The following is a 20286-nucleotide window of genomic DNA, read 5'->3' on the forward strand; positions in this document are numbered from 1 at the left end:
GGAATAGCTCAGTTGGTAGAGCACGACCTTGCCAAGGTCGGGGTCGCGAGTTCGAGTCTCGTTTCCCGCTCCAATTTCACAAAAACGCCGATCAGTAATGATCGGCGTTTTTGTTTGTGCGCGTTTTGTGGCGGCAATAAAAAAGGACCTTTTCACAGGTCCTTTTTTAATTTGAGCCCGGTCATCAATGATCGGGCTCAGGCAGGGCTTTACAGCTTCGGCAACTGCCCGACACGCCCCATCATTTCCGTGACGATCTGCAGATCCAGCAGGAACTGCTCGACGGTCTTGAATTCGCCATCGGTGTGGCCGGTGTACTTGGCCTCAGGTCGCGCCAGGCCGAATTGCACGCCGTTCGGCAATTCGTGAACCGACGTCGCACCAGCGGAAGTACCGAATTCCGATTTCATACCGAGGTTTTCGCTGGCTACGGCAAGCAGCGCCTTGACCCACTCACCCTCGGGGTTGCGATACATCGGCTCGGCCACGGAATAGTCGAACGCTACAGCGACATGAGTCTTCTTGCTCCAGGCGTCCAGTTTCTCAGCGATCTCAGCCTTGAGCTTTTCCGGAGACTTGCCCTTCGGTACGCGCAGATTCACCGCCAGCTTGAAGGTTTTGTCATCCTCACCGACGTAGGTCGGCGAGGTGGTCAGTGGCCCCATGAACGAGTCAGAGAAACCGACGCCAAGTTTTTTGCCCAGATAATCCAGGCCCCAGTTGTCATCGGCATAACGCGCGGCATCGGTGAACTGGTTGTGCTTGAGCGCGACTTTGCCGTCCAGGCTGTTGATGAAACTCAGCATCCGCGCGACCGGGTTGACGCCGGACTCTGGTTCGGAGGAGTGCGCAGAAACCCCCGTCACGGTCAGTTTGACGTCTTTACCATCAACCTTTGCCGCGACTTCGAAATCGCCGCCGTTGGCCTTGGCATAAGCGTCGCCGGCCTTTTGCAGACTGGCGGCGAGCTCGGCTGGCTTGTCGGTTACAAGTGTGACCACCGAAGCGGACGGAATCTGGTTGGTCGCTTTGCCGCCAGTCATCGAAACGATTTCCGCACCGTTGCCCTCGGCTTTGCGCTTGGCGAAGTTGGCCATGACGGTGCCGTAGCCTTTCTCGGCAATCACCACCGGATAACCGCCGTCCAGCGCCATGTTGTAGGTTGGCGTGGGATTGCGTTCGAAGTAATAAGGAATGGCGTCGCCACTGGTTTCTTCGGTGGTGTCGACCAGCAGCTTGAAGTTACGCGCCAGGGGCAGCTTCTCGTCCTTGATCACTTTCATGGCGTACAGCGCGACGACGATAGCGTTCTTGTCATCCTCGGTGCCGCGACCGTACATGCGATCGCCAATCAGCGTGACTTTGAACGGGTCGAGTTTGGTGCCGTCCTTCAGCACCCAGTTTTCCGGCGTCACCGGCACCACATCGGCGTGGGCATGAATGCCAACGACTTCGTCGCCTTTGCCGTCCAGAGAAATTTCGTAGACACGGTTATCGACATTGCGGAACTTCAAACCGAAGGATTCGGCGAGTTTCTGGATCTCGCCGGCAATCTTGATGAATTCCGGGTTGTCGTGTTGCTCCACGCCGTCCTTGCGGAAGGTCGGGATCTCGACGAGTTGGCGCAGGGTTTCCAGTGCAGCCTTGCCATATTTCACGCGGGTATAAATGCCCAGCAGACGGTGAATTTCATTCTGCTGTTCGGCGTTCAGGGTCTTGTTGTCGAGGAAGGCGCTGATGGACGGGTTGAGGTTATCCGACTTGGCCAGGTCGCTTTTCGCCAGGCTGCCGAGGAAGCTGCGGAAGTCCGTCAGGTTCTTGCCGTCGAAGGATTTCAGGATCGCTGCGCTTTGCTCGGCAGTGATGTTGGCTTGTGCGGCGCTGGTAAACGCTGTGAGGCTGGCCATGACGAGCGTGGCAGCGGCCAGTTTTTTCAGGGAAAAGACCATGTAACAGGCATTCCTTTGCTAGAGATTGGGAAAAAATGTCTGACGCTTGCGGCAGAAACATTTTGCAACCTACCACCATGAGCAGGTGAAGAGGGAGTCACAAACTTGATCTGTCGCACAGAAATGCAAAAGAGGCGCACAAATGAAAAAGTCCCGGCAGCTGATGCAGGGACTTTTTTTGTGCGAGTTACATCGACAGCATCAGGCGTCCGGCAAACAGAATGAGGATGACGCCCATGCTGCGCTCGAACCAGTGTCCAAGGCGCATGAACAGCAGGCGCACTTTGTTGCTGGAGAAAAACAGCGCGACGATCACGAACCACAGCGCGTTGACGAAGCACATCCACAAGCCATAGAACGCCTGGATCTGCAGCGGTGTGCTGGCGCTGATGATCGTGGTGAAGATGGCCAGGAAAAACAGCGTGGCCTTGGGGTTGGTCGCGTTGGTCAGAAAACCGGTGCTGAATGCCTTGAACAGTGACTGTTCAACCAGCGGCTCATCGGCGGTTTTTTCGCCTTCGACGCTGCTCTTCGGTTTGCTGCGGATCAGGCTGACGCCCAGATAGAGGATGTAAGCCCCACCGACCACTTTGGCCACAGTCAGCAGCCACGGCGTGGTGTGCATCAGGGCGCCGACGCCGAGCAGGGTATACAGCACGTGCACGGAGATTCCCGCGCCGATGCCCAGCGCAGTGCAGATGCCGACGAGCCGGCCGAAGCGCACGCTCTGGCGGATGGTCACGGCGAAGTCCGGACCGGGCGCCACCACGGCGAGAAAGTGGATGGTGGCCAATGCGAGAAACTCGCCCAGGTAATTGGAAAGCATGTCAGCTCCAGAAAGTCAGAGGGGAGGCATTGCCGCGATAGCCGACAAAGAACGACAAGCTCAAACGCGGATCAGCCACGCCCGGAGTCACCGAGTGCATGCGCCGCGAATTGAACATGATGAAATCGCCGGGCTGCGGTCGAACTTCGAGGGCGGGCGGCCCCAGCAGCGACGGCTCGATGCCATAACTGTCGCCGCGCATTTCGTCGAATTGATCCGGGGTGATGTGGTCGTTCCACATCTGCAAGGCGCCACCCTCGGTGGGCATGTTCAGGTAGACGTTGCAGGCGAATTGCGCCTCGAGGCTGCGCGCCTGAAAACTGTCCGGGGCGTCTTTGGCGAAGATGTCGTGATGAGCAAGAAAGCACACGCCGGGTTTGACCACGCGCGACAAGCCGACATACATCTTGCGCCCGTAGAGGTTTTCCAGATGCGCGCCAGCGGGCCAGGACTCGTCGAGCATGCAGCGCAACGTGTCGATCGGCGAAGAGTAGGGCGCGCAGCGCTGGCGCAGTTCGTCGATGTTGCGGGTGGCGCGTTCGAAGTAATCCTCGATCAGCAGCGGCTGGTTTTCCGCCTCGTAGAAGGCCATGCCGATGCGGCCGATACTCGGCGCGTTGATGTAGCCTTCAAAGCCCGGGGCGAGGATCTTGTCACCGATCTCGATCGCCAGCGGCTCGGGCAGAAAGCGTTTGACGCGGATGGCGAGGACTTCTTCGTTGGCCAGTTTTTTTATGCACGTCTCATCGAGACGCTCGACGTCTAGCATCATTTGTTTTAGGTCCATCTATCGATAGTCAACGGAACCGGCGAGTGTGGTTCCCCGGCGTCGGACGCTGCGCGACGGCAACGTCCGAAATGCTCAATCCACGCTGTAGTGGACGGACAGCGTGCCTTTCTTCTGTGAAAGGGACGCGATCGTGACTGTGCCCAGATCCTTCAGGCTGCGTACGTGGGTGCCACCGCAGCCATAGGCTGGCAGCTCACCGAAACTGATTTCCCGCGCGCCCTCGCGCAGTGAAGTCAGACGCGGCAGATCGTGTTCGATCCACTGCTCGATACCGGTTTGCACGGTTGGCGCATCGACTTCTTCCGCGCCATCGCCCGGTTTGAATTGCACCCGGCCTTCGTCCGGCCAGTGGTGCGCTTTGATCGGCATCCAGCCCATGGCCTGAATGAAATGACCGATCAGGTGCCCGGCCGAATGCATGCGCGTGTTGAAGCGGCGGCGTTCTTCATCAATGCGGATGACGGTCATGCCCAGCGGCAGCGGGCGGTCGACGAAATGCACAATGCACTCCGCTTCCTGCACCACGCGCGACACCCGGCTTTCACCGATCCAGCCGGTGTCGCAAGGCTGACCGCCGCCCTGGGGGTGAAACAGAGTAGCGCGCAGCACTACGGCGAATTCGTTCTCGTGGGGTGTGCAGTCGAGGACTTCGACATTCGCCTTGAGGTCGTCACTGTGAAAAAACAGGCGAAGCGTCATATTCCATGCCCTGATCGAAGTTCTGTTTTTATTATATGAATCGTGCAATAACGTGATAATCCATTCGAACATCAAAGGACTTGTGCGTCGTGAGCATCAATCTTCCGCTGCCGCTGCTGGGTGAAATGGCGATTTTCGTCAAGGTTGTCGAGACCGGCAGCTTCTCTGAAGCGGCGCGGCAGATGGGTTCCTCACCCTCGGCGGTCAGTCGCAGTATTTCCCGCTTGGAAAAGGCGTTGGCCACGCGCCTGCTGCAACGCACCACGCGCAAACTGCGCTTGAGCGATGGCGGCGAAGAGGTGTTCAAGCGTTGCCAGGAAATGGTCAGCGCGGCCAGATCGGTGATGGAAATCAGCGGCCAGTTCACCCACGAAGCCGAAGGTCTGGTGCGGGTCAGCGTGCCGAAAGCGGTGGGGCGCTTTGTGATTCATCCGCACATGCCGGAGTTTCTGCGCCGCTATCCCAAGGTTGATGTGGAGTTGCTGCTGGAAGATCGTCAGGTCGATCTGATCGATGATCATGTCGATCTGGCGATTCGCATCACTGATCGTCCGCCGGCGGGTCTGGTCGGGCGGCAGTTGCTGACCATCGATCATTTGCTTTGCGCCACGCCGCAATACCTGGCCGAACATGGCACGCCGACGCATCCTCACGATTTGCTCAACCACAGTTGTATTTATCTGGGCGAAACGCCGAGCGATGCGCGCTGGAAGTTCAAGAAGGGCAGTAAAGCTGTCACGGTCGGGGTGCGTGGGCGTTATGCCGCCAATCACACGGGTGTGCGCTTGGGGGCGGTGTTGCAGCACATCGGGATTGGCAGTCTGCCGTATTTCACGGCGCGTTATGCGCTGGAACAGAAGTTGATTGTGCAGGTGTTGCCGGACTGGACGTTTCTTGCTTCCTATCATGGCGGGTTGTGGTTGCTGCATTCGCCGACGCGTTATTTGCCGCCGAAGTTGCGGGTGTTTATTGATTATCTGGTGGAGTGTTTGCAGAAGGAGCCGACGTTGGGTAGGCCCGGGAAATCTGCCGGTGGGAGCAATGCGGCTGTGGCGTATGAGCTGCCGGAGAGTGAGGGGTTGCTTTGAGGTTTTTTTGGTGGGACTTGGCGGCCTTGGGGCCGACCAGGTTCTTGGGGTTTTGGGTGAATATCCGTTTCTGCGGGTGTTGCGGCTGGCGGTTTCGCCCTTACGGCGAGTCACTTTTTCAGACGCCAAAAAGTAACCAAAACGCTAGCTCCTGCGTTCGGCCCTCGCAGGCTCGGGTTCCTTCGCTGCGGGATCGATCCGGGCGCAGCGGCTACGGTTTGCTTCGCTGCACCTCCTTCCGCTGTGTACGACTGCGTCGTACGGTCGCTGCGCTCCCACGCCCGGATCAATCCCTACGCTCAGCCTTCCGACGTCGCTTATGGATCAAGATCAAGAGCGGTACTCGAGCTTGCGCTCATTGTTTTGAGTGGTGAAAAGCGTGTGGTCTGCTTTGGATCTTTGTTGGATTCGCCTCTCACCCCAGCCCTCTCCCCGAGGAGAGGGAGCTGATTTGTGTGCTTTTCAAATTCTGAGTTCAACTCGGACTTTCACATCGACGTAACTCGCCCAAACACCTCGGTCAGTCCCCTCTCCCTCCGGGAGAGGGCTAGGGTGAGGGTGTTTTTGATCTAGAAAAAAAGGCCCGCATGGAATCACCAGTGCGGGCCTTTCGATTACCTGTCGATATCAGTGCTTGCTGTCCTGCGCCGACATGGCCAGCAGTTGTTTTTCCTGGTTCCAGTCAAACGGTTCGTCGTTCTGTTCGGCTTCGTAGCGGCGTTCTTCGAGGGCCTGGTAGAGGTCGATTTCTTCGTCGGAGAGGTAGTGCAGGCAGTCGCCGGCGAAGAACCACAGCAGGTCGCGCGGGATCAGGTGGGCGATTTGCGGGTAGCGGCTGATGACTTGGGTGAGGATGTCCTGGCCCAGGTATTGGCTTTCGATAGGGTCGATCGGCAGGGAGGCCAGCAGTTCGTCGAAGCGCTCGAGGAACAGGGCATGGCTTTCTTCGGGCACTTGTTCGGCCTCACCTACGGCGACCAGGATACTGCGCAGGTGGTCGAGCAACACGAGATGATCGGCAACGACGTTGGACACGAGATAAGTCCTCAAGAGCAAAACGGGCGCGGGAGTATAAAGCCCTCGCGCCGTTTTTTCACATAAACCGGGATCAGCGGACTTTGCCCTCTGCCTGGGTCAGTTCTTCTTTGGCGAAATCATCGACGTCGATCACCTTGCGGCGGGCCGCTTCGGCGTCGCGCAGGCTTTGCGCTTCGACGGCTTGCAGTACGCCGGCTTCCAGTGCGGCATCGATGGCGTGTTCGCCGGCTGCCGGTTTGACCTGGCCGCTCTTCAGTGCGGTGTGCAGTTTCTTGTGCAGCGGTTGCGCGGCGTTAAGCAGGTCACTGGCGTGTTGCAGGGCGCCCACCGCATCGTCCGCCGATTGCGGGCGGTAGCAGCCGGCGAGCAGTTCTTCCAGCGCCGGATCGCCTTTGGCGCGACCGATGACCGCAGCGACTTCGGCGCCGAGTTTGTCCGATGGGCCTTTGTGACGGCGACCGAACGGGAAGACGATGACCCGCAGCAGGCAGCCGAAGACTTTGTTCGGGAAGTTGCTCAGCAGTTCATCCAGCGCACGCTCCGACTGGCCGAGGCTCTCTTCCATGGCCCAGCGGAACAGCGGCTCCATGTACGCCGGCGAATCCAGGTCGTGATAACGCTTGAGCGCGGCGGAGGCCAGATACAGGTTGCTCAGTACATCGCCAAGGCGAGCCGACAGACGTTCGCGGCGTTTCAGTTCGCCGCCCAGAAGCATCATGCTGAAGTCGGCGAGCATGGCGAATGCGGCGGCCTGACGGTTCAGCGCGCGGAAATAGCCTTGGCTGATCCTGTCACCGGGCGCATGTTCGAAATGGCCAAGGCCGAGGTTCAGCACCAGTGTGCTGGCGGCATTGCTGACGGCAAAACCGATGTGCTTGAGCAGCAGGCCATCGAATTCCTTGAGTGCCTGGTCTTTATCCTGGCGACCGGCCAGGGCCATTTCCTTGAGTACGAACGGATGGCAACGGATCGCGCCCTGACCGAAGATCATCAGGTTGCGCGACAGGATGTTCGCGCCTTCGACGGTGATGAAGATCGGCGCGCCGTTCCAGCTGCGGCCGAGGTAGTTGTTCGGCCCCATGATGATCGCTTTACCACCATGCACATCCATGGCGTGGCTGATGCATTCGCGGCCGCGTTCGGTGAGGTGGTATTTGAGGATCGCCGACAGCACCGAGGGTTTTTCCCCCAGGTCCACCGCGTTGGCGGTGAGCATGCGGGCGGCGTCCATCATCCACGCGTTACCGCCGATGCGCGCCATGGCTTCCTGGATGCCTTCGAACGCGGACAGCGGTACGTTGAATTGCTCGCGAATCTGCGCGTACTGACCAGTGACCAGACTGGTGAACTTGGCCGCGCCGGTGCCCACGGCTGGCAGCGAGATCGAACGCCCGACGGACAGGCAGTTCATCAGCATCATCCAGCCTTTGCCGAGCATTTCCTGACCACCGATGAGGTAGTCCAGCGGAATGAATACGTCCTTGCCGGAGTTCGGGCCGTTCATGAACGCGGCGCCCAGCGGCAGGTGACGACGACCGATCTCCACGCCTGCGGTATCGGTCGGGATCAGCGCCAGGCTGATGCCGAGGTCTTCCTCTTCACCGAGGAGGTGATCCGGGTCATAAGCCTTGAATGCCAGGCCAAGCAGGGTAGCGACCGGGCCGAGGGTGATGTAGCGCTTTTCCCAGTTCAGGCGCAGGCCGATGACTTCCTGTCCTTCCCACTGGCCTTTGCAGATGATCCCGGTGTCGGGCATCGCGCCGGCGTCGGAACCGGCCAGCGGGCCGGTGAGGGCGAAGCACGGGATATCGTCGCCACGGGCCAGGCGCGGCAGGTAGTGATTACGTTGTTCGTCGGTGCCGTAATGCAGCAGCAATTCGGCCGGGCCGAGGGAGTTCGGGACCATCACGGTTGAGGCGAGGTCACCGCTGCGCGTCGCCAGTTTCATTGCCACTTGGGAGTGAGCGTAGGCGGAGAAGCCTTTGCCGCCGTATTCCTTGGGAATGATCAGGGCGAAAAAGCCGTGTTCCTTGATATGCGTCCAGGCCTCGGGCGGCAGGTCCATGGACTGGCCGATCTGCCAGTCGCTGACCATCGCGCAGAGCTCTTCGGTCGGGCCATCGATGAACGCCTGTTCTTCTTCGCTCAGTTGCACTTTTGGATAGGACAGCAGTTTTTCCCAGTCCGGACGGCCGCTGAACAGCTCGCCGTCCCACCATACGGTGCCGGCATCGATCGCGTCGCGTTCGGTCTGCGACATCGGCGGCAGGGTTTTCTGGAACCAGTTGAACAGCGGCGCGGTGAAGTGTTTACGGCGCAGGTCGGGCAACAACAATGGCGCGGCGACCACTGCCAACAGGACCCAGAAGACAAACAGCAGCCAGCCCGGCGCGTGACTGAAAATCCCCATGGCGACCAGATAGGCCGCAACGATGCCCAATGCGGGCAGCGGGGCGATGCGTCGATGGGCGAGATACGCCACGCCGACGATCAAAACCAGTATCCACAACAACAGCATATTCAGTCCTCCGTGAACCAAGGCAAATCGACCCTCCAGAGCTTAGACGGCATCTGCAAATAAGGGTGGTCAGAGCATGGTGATTGAAATCGTGGGAAACCCCGGATGGTTTTCGTAGGTTCGGTGGGCAACACGTGTGGGAAATCGTTCGTTGCTGCGCAGCTTTGCTTTCAGGTTTGGCCGAAACGTCGTTATCTCTGTGCTCAGGCTGTCGCTAGACTCGTGACTCATCCAGGAGATTGCCGTCATGCACGAGTATCTGAGCCCCGGCCGCTTCATCGATAGTGACCACCCGGCGGTGGTGGAGTTCGCCGAGCAGCATCGCGGTGCCAGTAATGATCCGCGTGAGCAGGCGATCAGTCTGTATTACGCCGTGCGCGAGGCGGTGCGCTACAACCCGTACACCTTCAGCCGTGATCCGCAAACCCTGCGCGGCAGTTACGCACTCGCAGCAGGGGAGAGTTACTGCGTGCCGAAAGCCACGCTGCTCGCCGGTTGTGCACGGCATTGCGGGATCCCGGCGCGCATCGGTCTGGCCGATGTGCGCAATCATCTGTCGACGCCACGTCTGCTCGAGTTGCTGAAAAGCGATGTGTTCGCCATGCATGGCTACACCGAGCTGTTTCTCGATGGTCGCTGGGTCAAGGCGACGCCAGCGTTCAACCAGCAACTGTGCGAGTTGTTCAACGTCGCAGCGCTGGAATTCGACGGCATCAATGACAGCGTTTTCCATCCGTTCAACCGTGACGGCGCGCAGTTGATGGAGTATCTGCTCGATCACGGCCAATTCACCGATGTGCCGGAAACCTTCTTCTTCGAGCACCTGCAAAAGTGCTATCCGCATCTGTTCAGTGAGCAACTGCCGGTGCTGCTGGGCGATATGCAGGCCGATTTGAGTCGCACCTGATCCGGCGTATGCTGGCCGTCCACTCACTTGCAAAGAGGCGGTCATGCTGAAGATCTGGGGACGGAAAAATTCATCGAACGTCAGAAAGCCCTTGTGGGCTGCCGAAGAGCTGGGCCTGGCGTACGAGGCCATCGATGCCGGCGGCGCGTTCGGTGTGGTCGACACGCCCGAGTACCGCGCGATGAACCCGAATGGCCGGGTGCCGGTGATCGAGGATGACGGTTTCGTGCTGTGGGAATCCAACGCCATCGTTCGCTATCTGCTGGCCAAACACGCCCCGGACAGCGCCTGGTATCCGGCGGATGCGCAAGCCCGCGCCACGGCGGACAAATGGATGGACTGGACCACGTCGAGTTTCGCCGGGCCGTTTCGCACGGTGTTCTGGGGTGTGCTGCGTACGCCTGCGGAGAAGCAGGACTGGAAGGCGATCAACGCCGCGATCAAGGAATGCGATGAATTGCTGAACATGGCCGACCATGCCTTGATCAGCCAGCCTTATCTCTCCGGCAATGACATCGGCATGGGCGACATTCCGCTGGGCAGCTTCATTTACGCCTGGTTCGAAATGCCCATCGAGCGCGCTCCGCAACCGCATCTGCAAGCCTGGTATGAACGTTTGAAGCAGCGTGCGGCCTATCAGAAGGCGGTCATGACCGCGTTGACTTGATAATTACTATCGACAGACTTGACTGTACTTGTGCGGCGGCGGCAAGCACCATTGCGAACTTGCGCCGCGGTTGTTTCCCTCGCCGCCCGCCCTTATTTACTTCTTTCCTTCCTTCTTGGTGCGTAAATCCGATATGAGTTCCGCTCTGTCCATCCGGCAGCTAACCAAAACCTACGGCAACGGGTTCCAGGCCTTGAGTGGTATCGATCTGGACGTCGCCGAAGGTGACTTTTTCGCCTTGCTCGGCCCCAACGGCGCCGGCAAATCCACCACCATCGGCATCCTCTCGACCCTGGTCAACAAGACCAGCGGCACCGTGAATATTTTCGGCAATGACCTGGACAAGAACCCGGCGGCGCTCAAGCGCTCGATCGGCGTGGTGCCGCAGGAATTCAACTTCAACCAGTTCGAAAAGACCTTCGACATCGTCGTGACCCAGGCCGGTTACTACGGCATTCCGGCGAAAGTCGCCAAGGAACGCGCCGAGCAGTACCTGACCCAGCTCGGCCTGTGGGACAAGCGTGATGTGCCGTCGCGTTCGCTGTCCGGCGGCATGAAACGGCGTCTGATGATTGCCCGTGCACTGGTGCATGAACCGCGCCTGCTGATCCTCGATGAGCCGACTGCGGGCGTCGATATCGAACTGCGCCGTTCGATGTGGACCTTCCTCACCGAGCTGAACCAGAAAGGCATCACCATCATCCTGACCACGCATTACCTGGAAGAGGCCGAGCAGCTGTGCCGCAACATCGGCATCATCGACCACGGCACCATCGTCGAAAACACCAGCATGAAACAGTTGCTGGGCCAGTTGCACGTGGAAACCTTTTTGCTCGACCTGAAACACGACTTGCACGTTGCGCCGCAATTGCTCGGCTACCCGGCCCGATTGCTCGACGGCCACACCCTGGAAGTGCAGGTCGACAAATCCATGGGCATCACGGCGTTGTTCACCCAGTTGGCGCAGCAGAACATCGAAGTGCTGAGCCTGCGTAACAAAACCAATCGCCTCGAGGAGTTGTTCGTGTCCCTGGTGGAGAAAAATCTGTCGAAGGTGGCGGTATGAGTTCCGAGTTCGGTCCCAACCTCGTCGCCCTGCAAACCATCGTCTACCGCGAGGTCAAACGCTTCATGCGGATCTGGCCGCAGACCCTGCTGCCGCCGGCGATCACCATGGTTCTGTACTTCGTGATCTTCGGCAACCTGATCGGCCGGCAGATCGGCGACATGGGTGGCTTCACCTACATGGAGTACATCGTGCCGGGTCTGATCATGATGTCGGTGATCACCAACTCCTACGGCAACGTGGTCTCGAGCTTCTTCGGCAGCAAGTTCCAGCGCTCGATCGAAGAGCTGATGGTTTCGCCGGTGTCACCGCACACGATCCTGATCGGCTTCACCATTGGTGGCGTATTGCGCGGTCTGGCGGTGGGGCTGATCGTGACGATTCTGTCGCTGTTCTTCACAGATTTGCAGGTGCATCATCTCGGCGTGACCATCCTGGTGGTGGTGCTGACCGCGACAATCTTCTCGCTGCTGGGCTTCATCAACGCGGTGTTTGCGCGCAACTTCGACGATATTTCGATCATCCCGACATTTGTGCTGACCCCGCTGACTTACCTTGGCGGCGTGTTCTACTCGATCACCTTGCTGCCGCCGTTCTGGCAGACCGTGTCGCTGGCCAACCCGGTGCTGCACATGGTCAACGCCTTCCGCTACGGCATCCTTGGTGTCTCGGATATCCGCATCGGTATCGCCATTACCTTCATGCTGGTGGCAACGGTGGTGCTGTATCTCGGCTGTGCGCGGTTGCTGGTGAGCGGGCGCGGGATGCGTACCTGATCCCGACCGCAGCGCTACCTTCGCGAGCAGGCTCGCTCCCACACTGGAATGATGTTCTCTGTGGGAGCGAGCCTGCTCGCGAAGGGGCCAGCCCAGACACAACAAAAAACGGCCTCCCATCGCGGAGGCCGTTTTGCATTCATTTCTGCCGGCTTTTCTTGCGCCGCCGCCATTGCCGCGCCACCCACCAGCGCCAGTACAGCATCACCAGAAAGTAGGCGAGGACGCCCAGCACCAGGCCGACGACCACCGAGCCGAGCAGAAACGGCTGCCACAGCGTCGACAGCTCACCGCTGATCCATTCCCAGGTCAACTCGTCCGGCAGATGCCGCGCCGGCACATCCATCAGGAACGCCCCGGCCTGGTAGGTGCAGAAAAACACCGCCGGCATGGTGATCGGATTGGTCAGCCAGACCAGACTCACCGCGATCGGCATATTGCCGCGCACCATCACCGCCAATGCCGCCGCGACCAGCATCTGCGCGGGTATCGGCAGGAATGCCGCAAACAGGCCGACCGCCATCGCCCGGGCGACCGAGTGGCGGTTGAGATGCCAGAGGTTCGGGTCATGCAGCAACGTGCCGAGAAAGCGTAAGGATTTGTGTTCCCTGATGCTCGTCGGGTCGGGCATGTAACGTTTGAATAAGCGCCGGGGCATAAGGCTTCTCGGTCGGTTAAGGCGGCAAGTATGTCTGGATTCTACGAACCGCCCATTCAGACTTTGTGACAATTGTTGACGACGGTGGTGCCGCACACCCGCTATGCCTAAGGAGCGAACTCTCAAGGACGGGCATATGCGCACAGGGATGATGGCGCTGGCAGTCGGTCTGCTGGCCCCGGTTTTTTTGCCGGCCTTGCCGCCGGTCGGCTTGCTGGTAGTGCTGCCAGTGGTGGCGCTGATGCTGCTGCCGTTTCGCAGCTATCCATTGGCTTCTTTGCTGTTTGGTTTCACGTGGGCTTGTTTCAGTGCGCAGTGGGCGCTGACTGATCGCTTGCCACCGGGCCTGGACGGCGAAACCCGTTGGCTTGAAGGGCGTGTGGTCGGCTTGCCGCAACACAACGATGGCGTGGTGCGTTTCGAGCTGGCTGATGCGCGTTCACGCCACGAAAAGCTGCCATCGCTGCTGCGCCTGGCGTGGTACGCCGGGCCGGCGGTGAATAGTGGTGAGCGTTGGCGTCTGGCGGTGAAATTGAAGCGCCCGAGTGGCTTGCTCAACCCGGACGCCTTCGATTACGAGGCCTGGCTGCTGGCGCAACGGATCGGGGCGACCGGCACGATCAAGGATGGCCAGCGCCTGGCTGAGGCCCGGTATGCATGGCGCGACGGCGTTCGCCAGCGCCTGCTGGCGGCCGATGCGCAAGGACGAGAAGGCGCACTGGCGGCGCTGGTGCTTGGTGACGGTTCAGGCCTCAGTCGCGAGGATTGGCAGGTACTGCAAGACACCGGGACCGTGCATTTGCTGGTGATCTCCGGCCAGCACATCGGTTTGCTGGCGGCTGTGATGTATCTGCTGGTCGCCGGGCTGGCGCGTTTCGGAATCTGGCCATTGCGCTGGCCATGGTTGCCGTGGGCGTGTGGCCTGGCCTTCGCGGCGGCGCTGGGTTACGGCTTGCTCGCCGGCTTCGATGTGCCGGTGCAGCGCGCCTGCGTGATGGTGGCGCTGGTGCTGCTGTGGCGCCTGCGTTTTCGCCATCTCGGCGCATGGTGGCCGTTGCTGCTGGCATTCAATGGCGTGCTGCTGCTTGATCCACTGGCCAGTTTGCGTCCCGGCTTCTGGCTGTCCTTCGCCGCAGTGGCGGTGTTGATCTTCACCTTCGGCGGGAGGCTGGGCGCTTGGCGTTGGTGGCAGACCTGGACTCGCGCGCAGTGGCTGATCGCGATCGGTTTGTGCCCGGTGCTGCTGGCGCTGAGCCTGCCGATCAGCGTCAGCGGGCCGGTAGCCAATCTGCTGGCCGTTCCGTGGGTCAGCCTCGTGGTGCTGCCGCCGGCATTGCTTGGCACGCTATTGCTGCCCGTGCCTTATGTCGGCGAAGGGCTGTTGTGGCTGGCCGGTGGTTTGATCGACTGGCTGTTTATCGGGCTGGCGCTGATTGCCGGGCAATGGCCGGCGTGGATACCTGCCGCCATTCCATTGTGGGCGCTGGTCTTGGGCAGCCTCGGCGCGTTGTTATTGCTGCTGCCCCGTGGCGTGCCGCTGCGTCCGTTGGGCTGGCCGCTGCTGTTGCTTCTGGCATTGCCGCCTCGAGAGCAAACAGAAGAAGGGCGGGCCGATGTCTGGCAACTCGATGTTGGCCAGGGCCTGGCCATTCTCATCCGCACCCGCCATCACGCGCTTCTCTATGACGCCGGCCCGCGTTTCGGCGAGTTCGATCTCGGCGAGCGGGTGGTGCTGCCAGCGTTACGTAAACTCAATGTGCAAGCGCTCGATCTGATGCTGCTCAGCCACGCTGACGCCGATCACGCTGGCGGCGCTCGGGCGGTAATGCAGGGATTGAAGGTGCACCGCGTGGTCAGCGGCGATGTGCCAAACCTGCCGCCGGAGCTGAACGCCGAAGCCTGCGCAAGTGGCGAACAATGGCAGTGGGACGGCGTGCAGTTCCAGCTCTGGCAGTGGTCGGCGGCCGATGACAGCAACCAGCGCTCCTGTGTCTTGCAGATCGAGGCCAACGGCGAACGCCTGCTGCTCACCGGCGACATCGACACTCACGCCGAGCGCGTTCTGCTCGACAGCCCACTGGCCGTGCCGACGCAGTGGCTGCAATCGCCACATCACGGCAGTCGCAGTTCATCATCGATGGCGCTGTTGAAAGCCTTGCAGCCGGAATCAGTGCTGATCTCCCGCGGTCACGGCAACTCGTTCGGTCATCCGCATCCAACCGTGCTTGCGCGCTACCGCAAGCAAGGCCTGCGCATCTACGACAGCGCCGGGCACGGTGCCATTCATCTGCAACTGGGCAGCTTCAAACCGCCGTGGACGATGCGTCAACAGCGGCGTTTCTGGCGCGATCCGCCCGTCCCGGGCCGTTGATCGGTGCCAGCATGGGTGCCACCTCACGGTCGTCGGGGCGGCGGGTCTTAATCGCGGATCGGTATGGTAAAGTGGCGCACTTTTTCGAGGGGACTGTCACTGTGTGGGAATTGGTCAAATCCGGCGGCTGGATGATGTTGCCGATCATTCTGAGTTCCATCGCGGCCATGGCGATCGTCGCCGAGCGCCTGTGGACACTGCGCGCCAGTCGCGTCACCCCCGAGCATCTGCTGGGTCAAGTCTGGGTCTGGATCAAGGACAAGCAGCTCAACAAGGAAAAACTCAAGGAGTTGCGCGCCAACTCGCCGCTGGGGGAAATCCTCGCCGCAGGCCTGGCCAATTCCAAGCATGGTCGCGAGATCATGAAAGAGTGCATCGAAGAGGCCGCCGCGCGGGTCATTCATGAACTCGAACGCTACATCAACGCGCTCGGCACCATCGCCGCCATGGCGCCGCTGCTCGGCCTGCTCGGTACCGTGCTGGGCATGATCGACATTTTCAGTGCCTTTACCGGCTCCGGCATGACCACCAATGCTTCGGTACTGGCCGGCGGTATTTCCAAAGCACTGATCACTACCGCAGCGGGCCTGATGGTCGGGATTCCAGCGGTGTTCTTCCACCGCTTCCTGCAGCGCCGCATCGACGAGCTGGTGGTCGGTATGGAGCAGGAAGCAATCAAACTGGTGGAAGTGGTGCAGGGCGACCGCGATGTCGATCTGGCCGAGGGCAAAGCGTGAAATTCCGTCGCAAGCCCCGGGAAACCGTAGACATCAACCTCGCGTCGCTGATTGACGTGGTGTTCATTCTGCTGCTGTTTTTCGTGGTCACTACCACTTTCACCCGCGAAACCCAGCTGCGCGTCGACTTGCCCGAAGCGGTCAGCGGTTCGCCTGCCGAAGATCAGCAGGTCAAACAGCTGGACGTCGCCATCAGTGCCGAAGGCGTGTTCTCGGTGAACAACAAGATTCTGCCGAAGAATGATCTGGCGACGCTGATGGAAGCCATGCAGAAAGAATCCAACGGCGACACCAATATGCCGCTGTCGATCAGTGCCGATGGCAAGGCCCAGCATCAATCGGTGATCACCGCCATGGACGCGGCCGGCAAGCTCGGTTTCAGCCATCTGCGCATGACCACGGTCGAGGCGGCGCCGAAATCCTGATGAGCCTGTCCGATCGCCTGCTCGCCGCGTGGTATCAGGGGCATCCGGCCCTGACGCTGCTGCGGCCACTGGAAATGCTGTATCGCCGCGTGGTGATCAACAAGCGTCAGCGCTTTCTCGACGGCGAAGGTGAAATCTACCAATCGCCGGTTCCGTTGATCGTGGTCGGCAATATCACCGTTGGCGGTACCGGCAAGACGCCGATGATTCTCTGGCTGATCGATCATTGCCGACGCCGTGGACTGCGCGTTGGTGTGGTCAGTCGCGGTTATGGCGCCAAACCGCCGCAACTGCCGTGGCGGGTTGAGGCCGAGCACAGCGCCGAGATTGCCGGTGACGAGCCGCTGCTGATCGTCCAGCGCACCGGCGTGCCGCTGATGATTGATCCCGATCGCAGCGCCGCCGTCAAAGCCTTGATTGCCAGTGAGCCACTGGACCTGATTCTGTCTGACGACGGCATGCAGCATTATCGTCTGGCGCGGGATCTGGAACTGGTGCTGATCGATGCCGCACGGGGCTTGGGCAACCAGCGCTGTCTGCCGGCCGGGCCGTTGCGTGAGCCGGTCGAGCGCCTGCAAAGTGTGGATGGCGTGCTGTTCAACGGTGCCCTTGATGATCGCGACGATGGTTTCGCCTTCCGCCTGCAACCCACCGCACTGGTCAATCTGCGCAGCGGCGAGCGTCAGTCGCTCGAGCATTTCCCGCCCGGGCAAGCGCTGCACGCGGTGGCCGGGATCGGCAATCCGCAACGTTTCTTCAATACCCTCGAAGCGCTAGACTGGCGCCCGGTTCCGCATGCGTTTGCCGACCACGCCGAGTACAGCGTGCAGGCCCTGAATTTCACCCCGTCATTGCCCTTGGTAATGACCGAAAAGGACGCGGTGAAGTGCCGTGCCTTTGCTGCTGCCGACTGGTGGTATCTGGCGGTCGACGCCGTGCCGTCGCCGGCCTTCGTGGCTTGGTTCGACACCCAGCTGATGCGCCTGTTGCCGGATCGTCTGCTGCCTTAACTCTTTTATTTCTGGGAATGTTCATGGACACCAAACTGCTCGACATCCTCGCTTGCCCCGTGTGCAAAGGCCCGCTCAAGCTCAGTGCCGACAAGACCGAACTGATCAGCAAGGGCGCCGGCCTGGCCTATCCGATCCGCGACGGCATCCCGGTGATGCTGGAAAGCGAAGCGCGCACCCTGACCACCGACGAGCGTCTGGATAAATGACCACAGCCTTCACCGTTGTCATCCCGTCGCGGTTCGCCTCGACCCGTCTGCCGGGCAAGCCGTTGCTGGATATTGCCGGCAAACCGATGATCCAGCATGTCTGGGAACAGGCGAGCAAAAGCAGCGCGACCCGCGTCGTTGTTGCAACTGACGATGCACGCATCGTCGAGGCATGCAAAAGCTTTGGCGCCGAAGTGGTGCTGACCCGTGAAGATCACAACTCCGGCACCGATCGTCTGGCCGAGGTCGCAGCGAAACTTGGCCTTGCGCCTGATGCGATCGTGGTCAACGTCCAGGGCGATGAGCCGCTGATTCCGCCAAGCGTGATCGATCAGGTCGCCGCTAACCTTGCTGCCCATACCGAAGCGCGCATGGCCACGCTGGCCGAGCCGATCGAAGACGTGGAAACCCTGTTCAATCCCAACGTGGTCAAGGTCGCCAGCGATATCAACGGCCTCGCGCTGACCTTCAGTCGAGCAACCTTGCCCTGGGCTCGCGATGCATTTGCCAAGAGTCGCGAACAACTGCCGGAGGGCGTGCCCTATCGCCGCCACATCGGCATCTACGCCTACCGCGCCGGGTTCCTTCAGGATTTCGTCAACTGGGGCCCATGCTGGCTGGAAAACACCGAATCCCTCGAACAACTGCGTGCCTTGTGGCATGGCGTGCGCATCCATGTTGCCGACGCGCTGATCGCGCCGCCGACCGGTGTCGACACCGTTGAAGACCTGGAGCGGGTTCGTCGCCTGCTGGGGGCTTGATGCGCGTTCTGTTTGTGTGTCTGGGCAACATCTGCCGTTCGCCCACCGCTGAAGGCGTGTTGCGCCACAAGTTGCGTGAAGCCGGGCTGGCGGATGTGGTCGAAGTGGCCTCCGCGGGCACCGGTGACTGGCACGTCGGCAACCCGCCGGACAAGCGCAGCCAGGCGGCGGCGAAACTGCGCGGTTATGACTTGTCGACGCAACGCGCGCAGCAGGTCAGTCGGGCCGATTTCGCCAGCTACGACCTGATTCTCGCCATGGACAACAGCAACCTGCGCAACCTCAAGGCCCTGCAGCCGTCCACCGGCAGAGCCGAGCTGGATCTGTTTTTGCGTCGTTATTCCGGGCTGCTCGATGAAGTGCCGGACCCGTATTACGACGGTGATCAGGGTTTCGAGCAGGTGCTCGATCTGATCGAAGCGGCCTGCGACCAGTTGCTGATCGAAGTGAAGGGCCGTTTATGAGTTTGCAGGTCCAACCGCAAGTATCTTTGCAGGCCTTCAATACGTTTGGCGTCGATGTGCGCGCGCAGCTGTTTGCCGAAGCCCACAGTGATGACGATGTCCGCGAAGCGCTGGCCTATGCCGCTTCCCATGACGTGCCGTTGCTGGTGATCGGCGGCGGCAGCAACTTGCTGCTGACGGCGGATATTCCAGCGTTGGTATTGCGCATGGCCACGCGCGGCATCCGCGTGCTCAGCGACGATGGCAGTCGCGTGGTGGTCGAGGCGGAAGCCGGCGAAGCTTGGCATCCGTTCGTGCAGCACACGCTGGCCCAGGGATTTGCCGGTCTGGAAAACCTCAGCCTGATTCCCGGCACCGTCGGCGCCGCGCCGATGCAGAACATCGGCGCCTATGGTGTCGAGATCAAGGACGTGTTTGCCGGCCTGACTGCGCTGGACCGCGAGAGCGGCGAGCTGCGGGATTTCAGCCTGGAGCAGTGCAATTTCGGCTACCGCGACAGCCTGTTCAAGCAGCAGCCGGGACGTTGGCTGATCCTGCGGGTGCGCTTCACGCTTGATCGCGCCGCGCACCTGCATCTGGAATACGGCCCGGTGCGCCAGCGCCTGAGCGAGCAGGGCATCGAGCAGCCGACGCCCAGCGACGTCAGCCGCGCCATCTGCAGCATCCGCAGTGAAAAACTGCCGGACCCGGCGGTGCTCGGCAATGCCGGCAGCTTTTTCAAGAATCCGCTGGTGCCTGCCGCTGTGGTCACGCAGATCAAGGCGCAGCACCCGGATCTGGTGGCTTACCCGCAAGCGGATGGGCAGATGAAACTGGCCGCTGGCTGGCTGATCGAACGCGCCGGCTGGAAAGGCTTCCGCGACGGCGATGCCGGCGTGCACAAGTTGCAGGCGCTGGTGCTGGTCAACTACGGCACGGCCACCGGCCTGCAACTGCTCGACCTGGCGCAACGTATCCAGAAAGACATCGCCGAGCGCTTCCATGTCGAACTGGAAATGGAGCCCAATCGGTATTGAAGCAGCTGCAAGTTTCAAGCTTCGAGCGGCAAGCTGCACTGCGTCATGAGCTATCAGCCGCTCTTGCTTGCAGCTTGTAGCTAGAAACTTGCAGCTAAAAAGCCCTGTATAAGCAGGGCTTTTTTGTTAATGCTGGGTTAACTTAGCCGCCTAACGATACCAATCATTTGCTTCACCCAAGGCGCGGTTGCGAGCTGCAATCTGCGAGCGAATCAGACGCGCCTTCACTTTGAGCTTGCAGCTTGCAGCTTGCAGCTTGCAGCTTGTCGCTAAGATGTAACCCATAACCACTAAAAAATATGCGGGCGTGC

20 protein-coding genes are annotated in these 20286 nt (G+C 60.4%); 13 read left to right on the forward strand and 7 right to left on the reverse strand.

The genetic code is table 11. The features are described from left to right. Positions 1–209: 209 nt before the first annotated feature. The 4 genes from AC0IXA_RS25150 to AC0IXA_RS25165 form a co-directional block, all read right to left on the reverse strand. Positions 210–1949, reverse strand: a complete 1740-nt coding sequence (locus tag AC0IXA_RS25150) for a dipeptidase (RefSeq protein WP_471814709.1) — start codon at positions 1947–1949, stop codon at positions 210–212. Positions 1950–2136: 187 nt separating this feature from the next. Further along, entirely contained in the window at positions 2137–2775 is a 639-nt protein-coding gene (locus AC0IXA_RS25155) for a LysE family translocator (RefSeq protein WP_016773667.1), read from the reverse strand. 1 nt (position 2776) lies between these two features. Further along, on the reverse strand, positions 2777–3547 hold the full coding sequence (locus tag AC0IXA_RS25160) for a 2OG-Fe(II) oxygenase (protein ID WP_122700212.1): 771 nt from the start codon (positions 3545–3547) through the stop codon (positions 2777–2779). Positions 3548–3637: 90 nt separating this feature from the next. Further along, a complete protein-coding gene (locus tag AC0IXA_RS25165) occupies positions 3638–4264 on the reverse strand; it encodes an alanyl-tRNA editing protein (protein WP_073472234.1) in 627 nt (208 codons plus the stop codon). 89 nt (positions 4265–4353) lie between these two features. Here AC0IXA_RS25165 and AC0IXA_RS25170 point away from each other — a divergent pair, with 89 nt between their 5' ends. Then, a complete protein-coding gene (locus AC0IXA_RS25170) occupies positions 4354–5352 on the forward strand; it encodes a LysR family transcriptional regulator (RefSeq protein WP_024013940.1) in 999 nt (332 codons plus the stop codon). A 627-nt stretch (positions 5353–5979) separates the two neighbouring features. On the opposite strand, the gene AC0IXA_RS25175 is transcribed toward AC0IXA_RS25170, so the two are convergent. Continuing rightward, positions 5980–6387: a PA2817 family protein gene (locus AC0IXA_RS25175; RefSeq protein ID WP_039760212.1), complete on the reverse strand. Its 408-nt coding sequence runs from the start codon at positions 6385–6387 to the stop codon at positions 5980–5982. Between the two features lie 73 nt (positions 6388–6460). Then, positions 6461–8908 (reverse strand): acyl-CoA dehydrogenase, encoded by a 2448-nt coding sequence (locus tag AC0IXA_RS25180; RefSeq protein WP_471814710.1) that lies wholly within the window; start codon positions 8906–8908, stop codon positions 6461–6463. Positions 8909–9155: 247 nt separating this feature from the next. On the opposite strand from AC0IXA_RS25180, the gene AC0IXA_RS25185 reads away from it, so the two are divergent. The 4 genes from AC0IXA_RS25185 (at position 9156) to AC0IXA_RS25200 (ending at position 12324) form a co-directional block, all read left to right on the forward strand. After that, positions 9156–9815, forward strand: coding sequence for a transglutaminase-like domain-containing protein (locus tag AC0IXA_RS25185; protein ID WP_071173232.1), 660 nt, complete (start codon positions 9156–9158; stop codon positions 9813–9815). Positions 9816–9858: 43 nt separating this feature from the next. Further along, positions 9859–10482 carry a glutathione S-transferase family protein gene (locus tag AC0IXA_RS25190; RefSeq protein ID WP_016771011.1) on the forward strand — a complete coding sequence of 208 codons (624 nt, stop codon included), beginning with the start codon at positions 9859–9861 and terminating at the stop codon, positions 10480–10482. Positions 10483–10615: 133 nt separating this feature from the next. Next, positions 10616–11548: an ABC transporter ATP-binding protein gene (locus tag AC0IXA_RS25195; protein ID WP_095181611.1), complete on the forward strand. Its 933-nt coding sequence runs from the start codon at positions 10616–10618 to the stop codon at positions 11546–11548. Next, positions 11545–12324, forward strand: coding sequence for an ABC transporter permease (locus AC0IXA_RS25200; protein ID WP_039760202.1), 780 nt, complete (start codon positions 11545–11547; stop codon positions 12322–12324). Before AC0IXA_RS25195 ends, AC0IXA_RS25200 begins: the two co-directional genes overlap by 4 nt. A gap of 139 nt (positions 12325–12463) precedes the next feature. Here AC0IXA_RS25200 and AC0IXA_RS25205 read toward each other — a convergent pair whose 3' ends face one another. After that, entirely contained in the window at positions 12464–12982 is a 519-nt protein-coding gene (locus tag AC0IXA_RS25205) for a DUF2062 domain-containing protein (RefSeq protein ID WP_016770668.1), read from the reverse strand. A gap of 136 nt (positions 12983–13118) precedes the next feature. Here AC0IXA_RS25205 and AC0IXA_RS25210 point away from each other — a divergent pair, with 136 nt between their 5' ends. The 8 genes from AC0IXA_RS25210 to murB all read left to right on the forward strand — a co-directional run bounded on the left by AC0IXA_RS25210 (position 13119) and on the right by murB (position 19975). Then, positions 13119–15353: a DNA internalization-related competence protein ComEC/Rec2 gene (locus AC0IXA_RS25210; RefSeq protein WP_341639302.1), complete on the forward strand. Its 2235-nt coding sequence runs from the start codon at positions 13119–13121 to the stop codon at positions 15351–15353. 101 nt (positions 15354–15454) lie between these two features. Further along, positions 15455–16090, forward strand: coding sequence for a MotA/TolQ/ExbB proton channel family protein (locus AC0IXA_RS25215; RefSeq protein WP_016771007.1), 636 nt, complete (start codon positions 15455–15457; stop codon positions 16088–16090). Beyond that, a complete protein-coding gene (locus AC0IXA_RS25220) occupies positions 16087–16515 on the forward strand; it encodes an ExbD/TolR family protein (RefSeq protein WP_016771006.1) in 429 nt (142 codons plus the stop codon). The genes AC0IXA_RS25215 and AC0IXA_RS25220 overlap by 4 nt, the downstream gene beginning before the upstream one ends. Continuing rightward, the gene (gene lpxK, locus AC0IXA_RS25225; protein WP_341639303.1) at positions 16515–17525 is read left to right on the forward strand and encodes a tetraacyldisaccharide 4'-kinase; all 1011 of its coding nucleotides are present in this window, start codon (positions 16515–16517) and stop codon (positions 17523–17525) included. Before AC0IXA_RS25220 ends, lpxK begins: the two co-directional genes overlap by 1 nt. A 23-nt stretch (positions 17526–17548) precedes the next feature. Further along, complete coding sequence (locus AC0IXA_RS25230) at positions 17549–17734, forward strand: Trm112 family protein (RefSeq protein ID WP_003179363.1); 186 nt, start codon at positions 17549–17551, stop codon at positions 17732–17734. After that, a complete protein-coding gene (gene kdsB / locus AC0IXA_RS25235; RefSeq protein ID WP_341639304.1) occupies positions 17731–18495 on the forward strand; it encodes a 3-deoxy-manno-octulosonate cytidylyltransferase in 765 nt (254 codons plus the stop codon). The genes AC0IXA_RS25230 and kdsB overlap by 4 nt, the downstream gene beginning before the upstream one ends. Continuing rightward, the gene (locus tag AC0IXA_RS25240; RefSeq protein ID WP_282386548.1) at positions 18495–18959 is read left to right on the forward strand and encodes a low molecular weight protein-tyrosine-phosphatase; all 465 of its coding nucleotides are present in this window, start codon (positions 18495–18497) and stop codon (positions 18957–18959) included. Before kdsB ends, AC0IXA_RS25240 begins: the two co-directional genes overlap by 1 nt. Continuing rightward, positions 18956–19975 (forward strand): UDP-N-acetylmuramate dehydrogenase, encoded by a 1020-nt coding sequence (gene murB / locus AC0IXA_RS25245; protein ID WP_341639305.1) that lies wholly within the window; start codon positions 18956–18958, stop codon positions 19973–19975. The genes AC0IXA_RS25240 and murB overlap by 4 nt, the downstream gene beginning before the upstream one ends. The last annotated feature ends 311 nt before the right edge of the window (positions 19976–20286 follow it).

Source organism: Pseudomonas sp. AC083, from assembly GCF_979253165.1.

Bases quoted from the DNA above. Each gene is read 5' to 3' on its own strand.
- AC0IXA_RS25150 (WP_471814709.1), bottom strand. From the start codon at position 1,949: ATGGTCTTTTCCCTGAAAAAACTGGCCGCTGCCACGCTCGTCATGGCC.
- AC0IXA_RS25155 (WP_016773667.1), bottom strand. From the start codon at position 2,775: ATGCTTTCCAATTACCTGGGCGAGTTTCTCGCATTGGCCACCATCCAC.
- AC0IXA_RS25160 (WP_122700212.1), bottom strand. From the start codon at position 3,547: ATGATGCTAGACGTCGAGCGTCTCGATGAGACGTGCATAAAAAAACTG.
- AC0IXA_RS25165 (WP_073472234.1), bottom strand. From the start codon at position 4,264: ATGACGCTTCGCCTGTTTTTTCACAGTGACGACCTCAAGGCGAATGTC.
- AC0IXA_RS25180 (WP_471814710.1), bottom strand. From the start codon at position 8,908: ATGCTGTTGTTGTGGATACTGGTTTTGATCGTCGGCGTGGCGTATCTC.
- AC0IXA_RS25185 (WP_071173232.1), top strand. From the start codon at position 9,156: ATGCACGAGTATCTGAGCCCCGGCCGCTTCATCGATAGTGACCACCCG.
- AC0IXA_RS25190 (WP_016771011.1), top strand. From the start codon at position 9,859: ATGCTGAAGATCTGGGGACGGAAAAATTCATCGAACGTCAGAAAGCCC.
- AC0IXA_RS25195 (WP_095181611.1), top strand. From the start codon at position 10,616: ATGAGTTCCGCTCTGTCCATCCGGCAGCTAACCAAAACCTACGGCAAC.
- AC0IXA_RS25200 (WP_039760202.1), top strand. From the start codon at position 11,545: ATGAGTTCCGAGTTCGGTCCCAACCTCGTCGCCCTGCAAACCATCGTC.
- AC0IXA_RS25205 (WP_016770668.1), bottom strand. From the start codon at position 12,982: ATGCCCCGGCGCTTATTCAAACGTTACATGCCCGACCCGACGAGCATC.
- AC0IXA_RS25210 (WP_341639302.1), top strand. From the start codon at position 13,119: ATGCGCACAGGGATGATGGCGCTGGCAGTCGGTCTGCTGGCCCCGGTT.
- lpxK (WP_341639303.1), top strand. From the start codon at position 16,515: ATGAGCCTGTCCGATCGCCTGCTCGCCGCGTGGTATCAGGGGCATCCG.
- AC0IXA_RS25230 (WP_003179363.1), top strand. From the start codon at position 17,549: ATGGACACCAAACTGCTCGACATCCTCGCTTGCCCCGTGTGCAAAGGC.
- kdsB (WP_341639304.1), top strand. From the start codon at position 17,731: ATGACCACAGCCTTCACCGTTGTCATCCCGTCGCGGTTCGCCTCGACC.
- AC0IXA_RS25240 (WP_282386548.1), top strand. From the start codon at position 18,495: ATGCGCGTTCTGTTTGTGTGTCTGGGCAACATCTGCCGTTCGCCCACC.
- murB (WP_341639305.1), top strand. From the start codon at position 18,956: ATGAGTTTGCAGGTCCAACCGCAAGTATCTTTGCAGGCCTTCAATACG.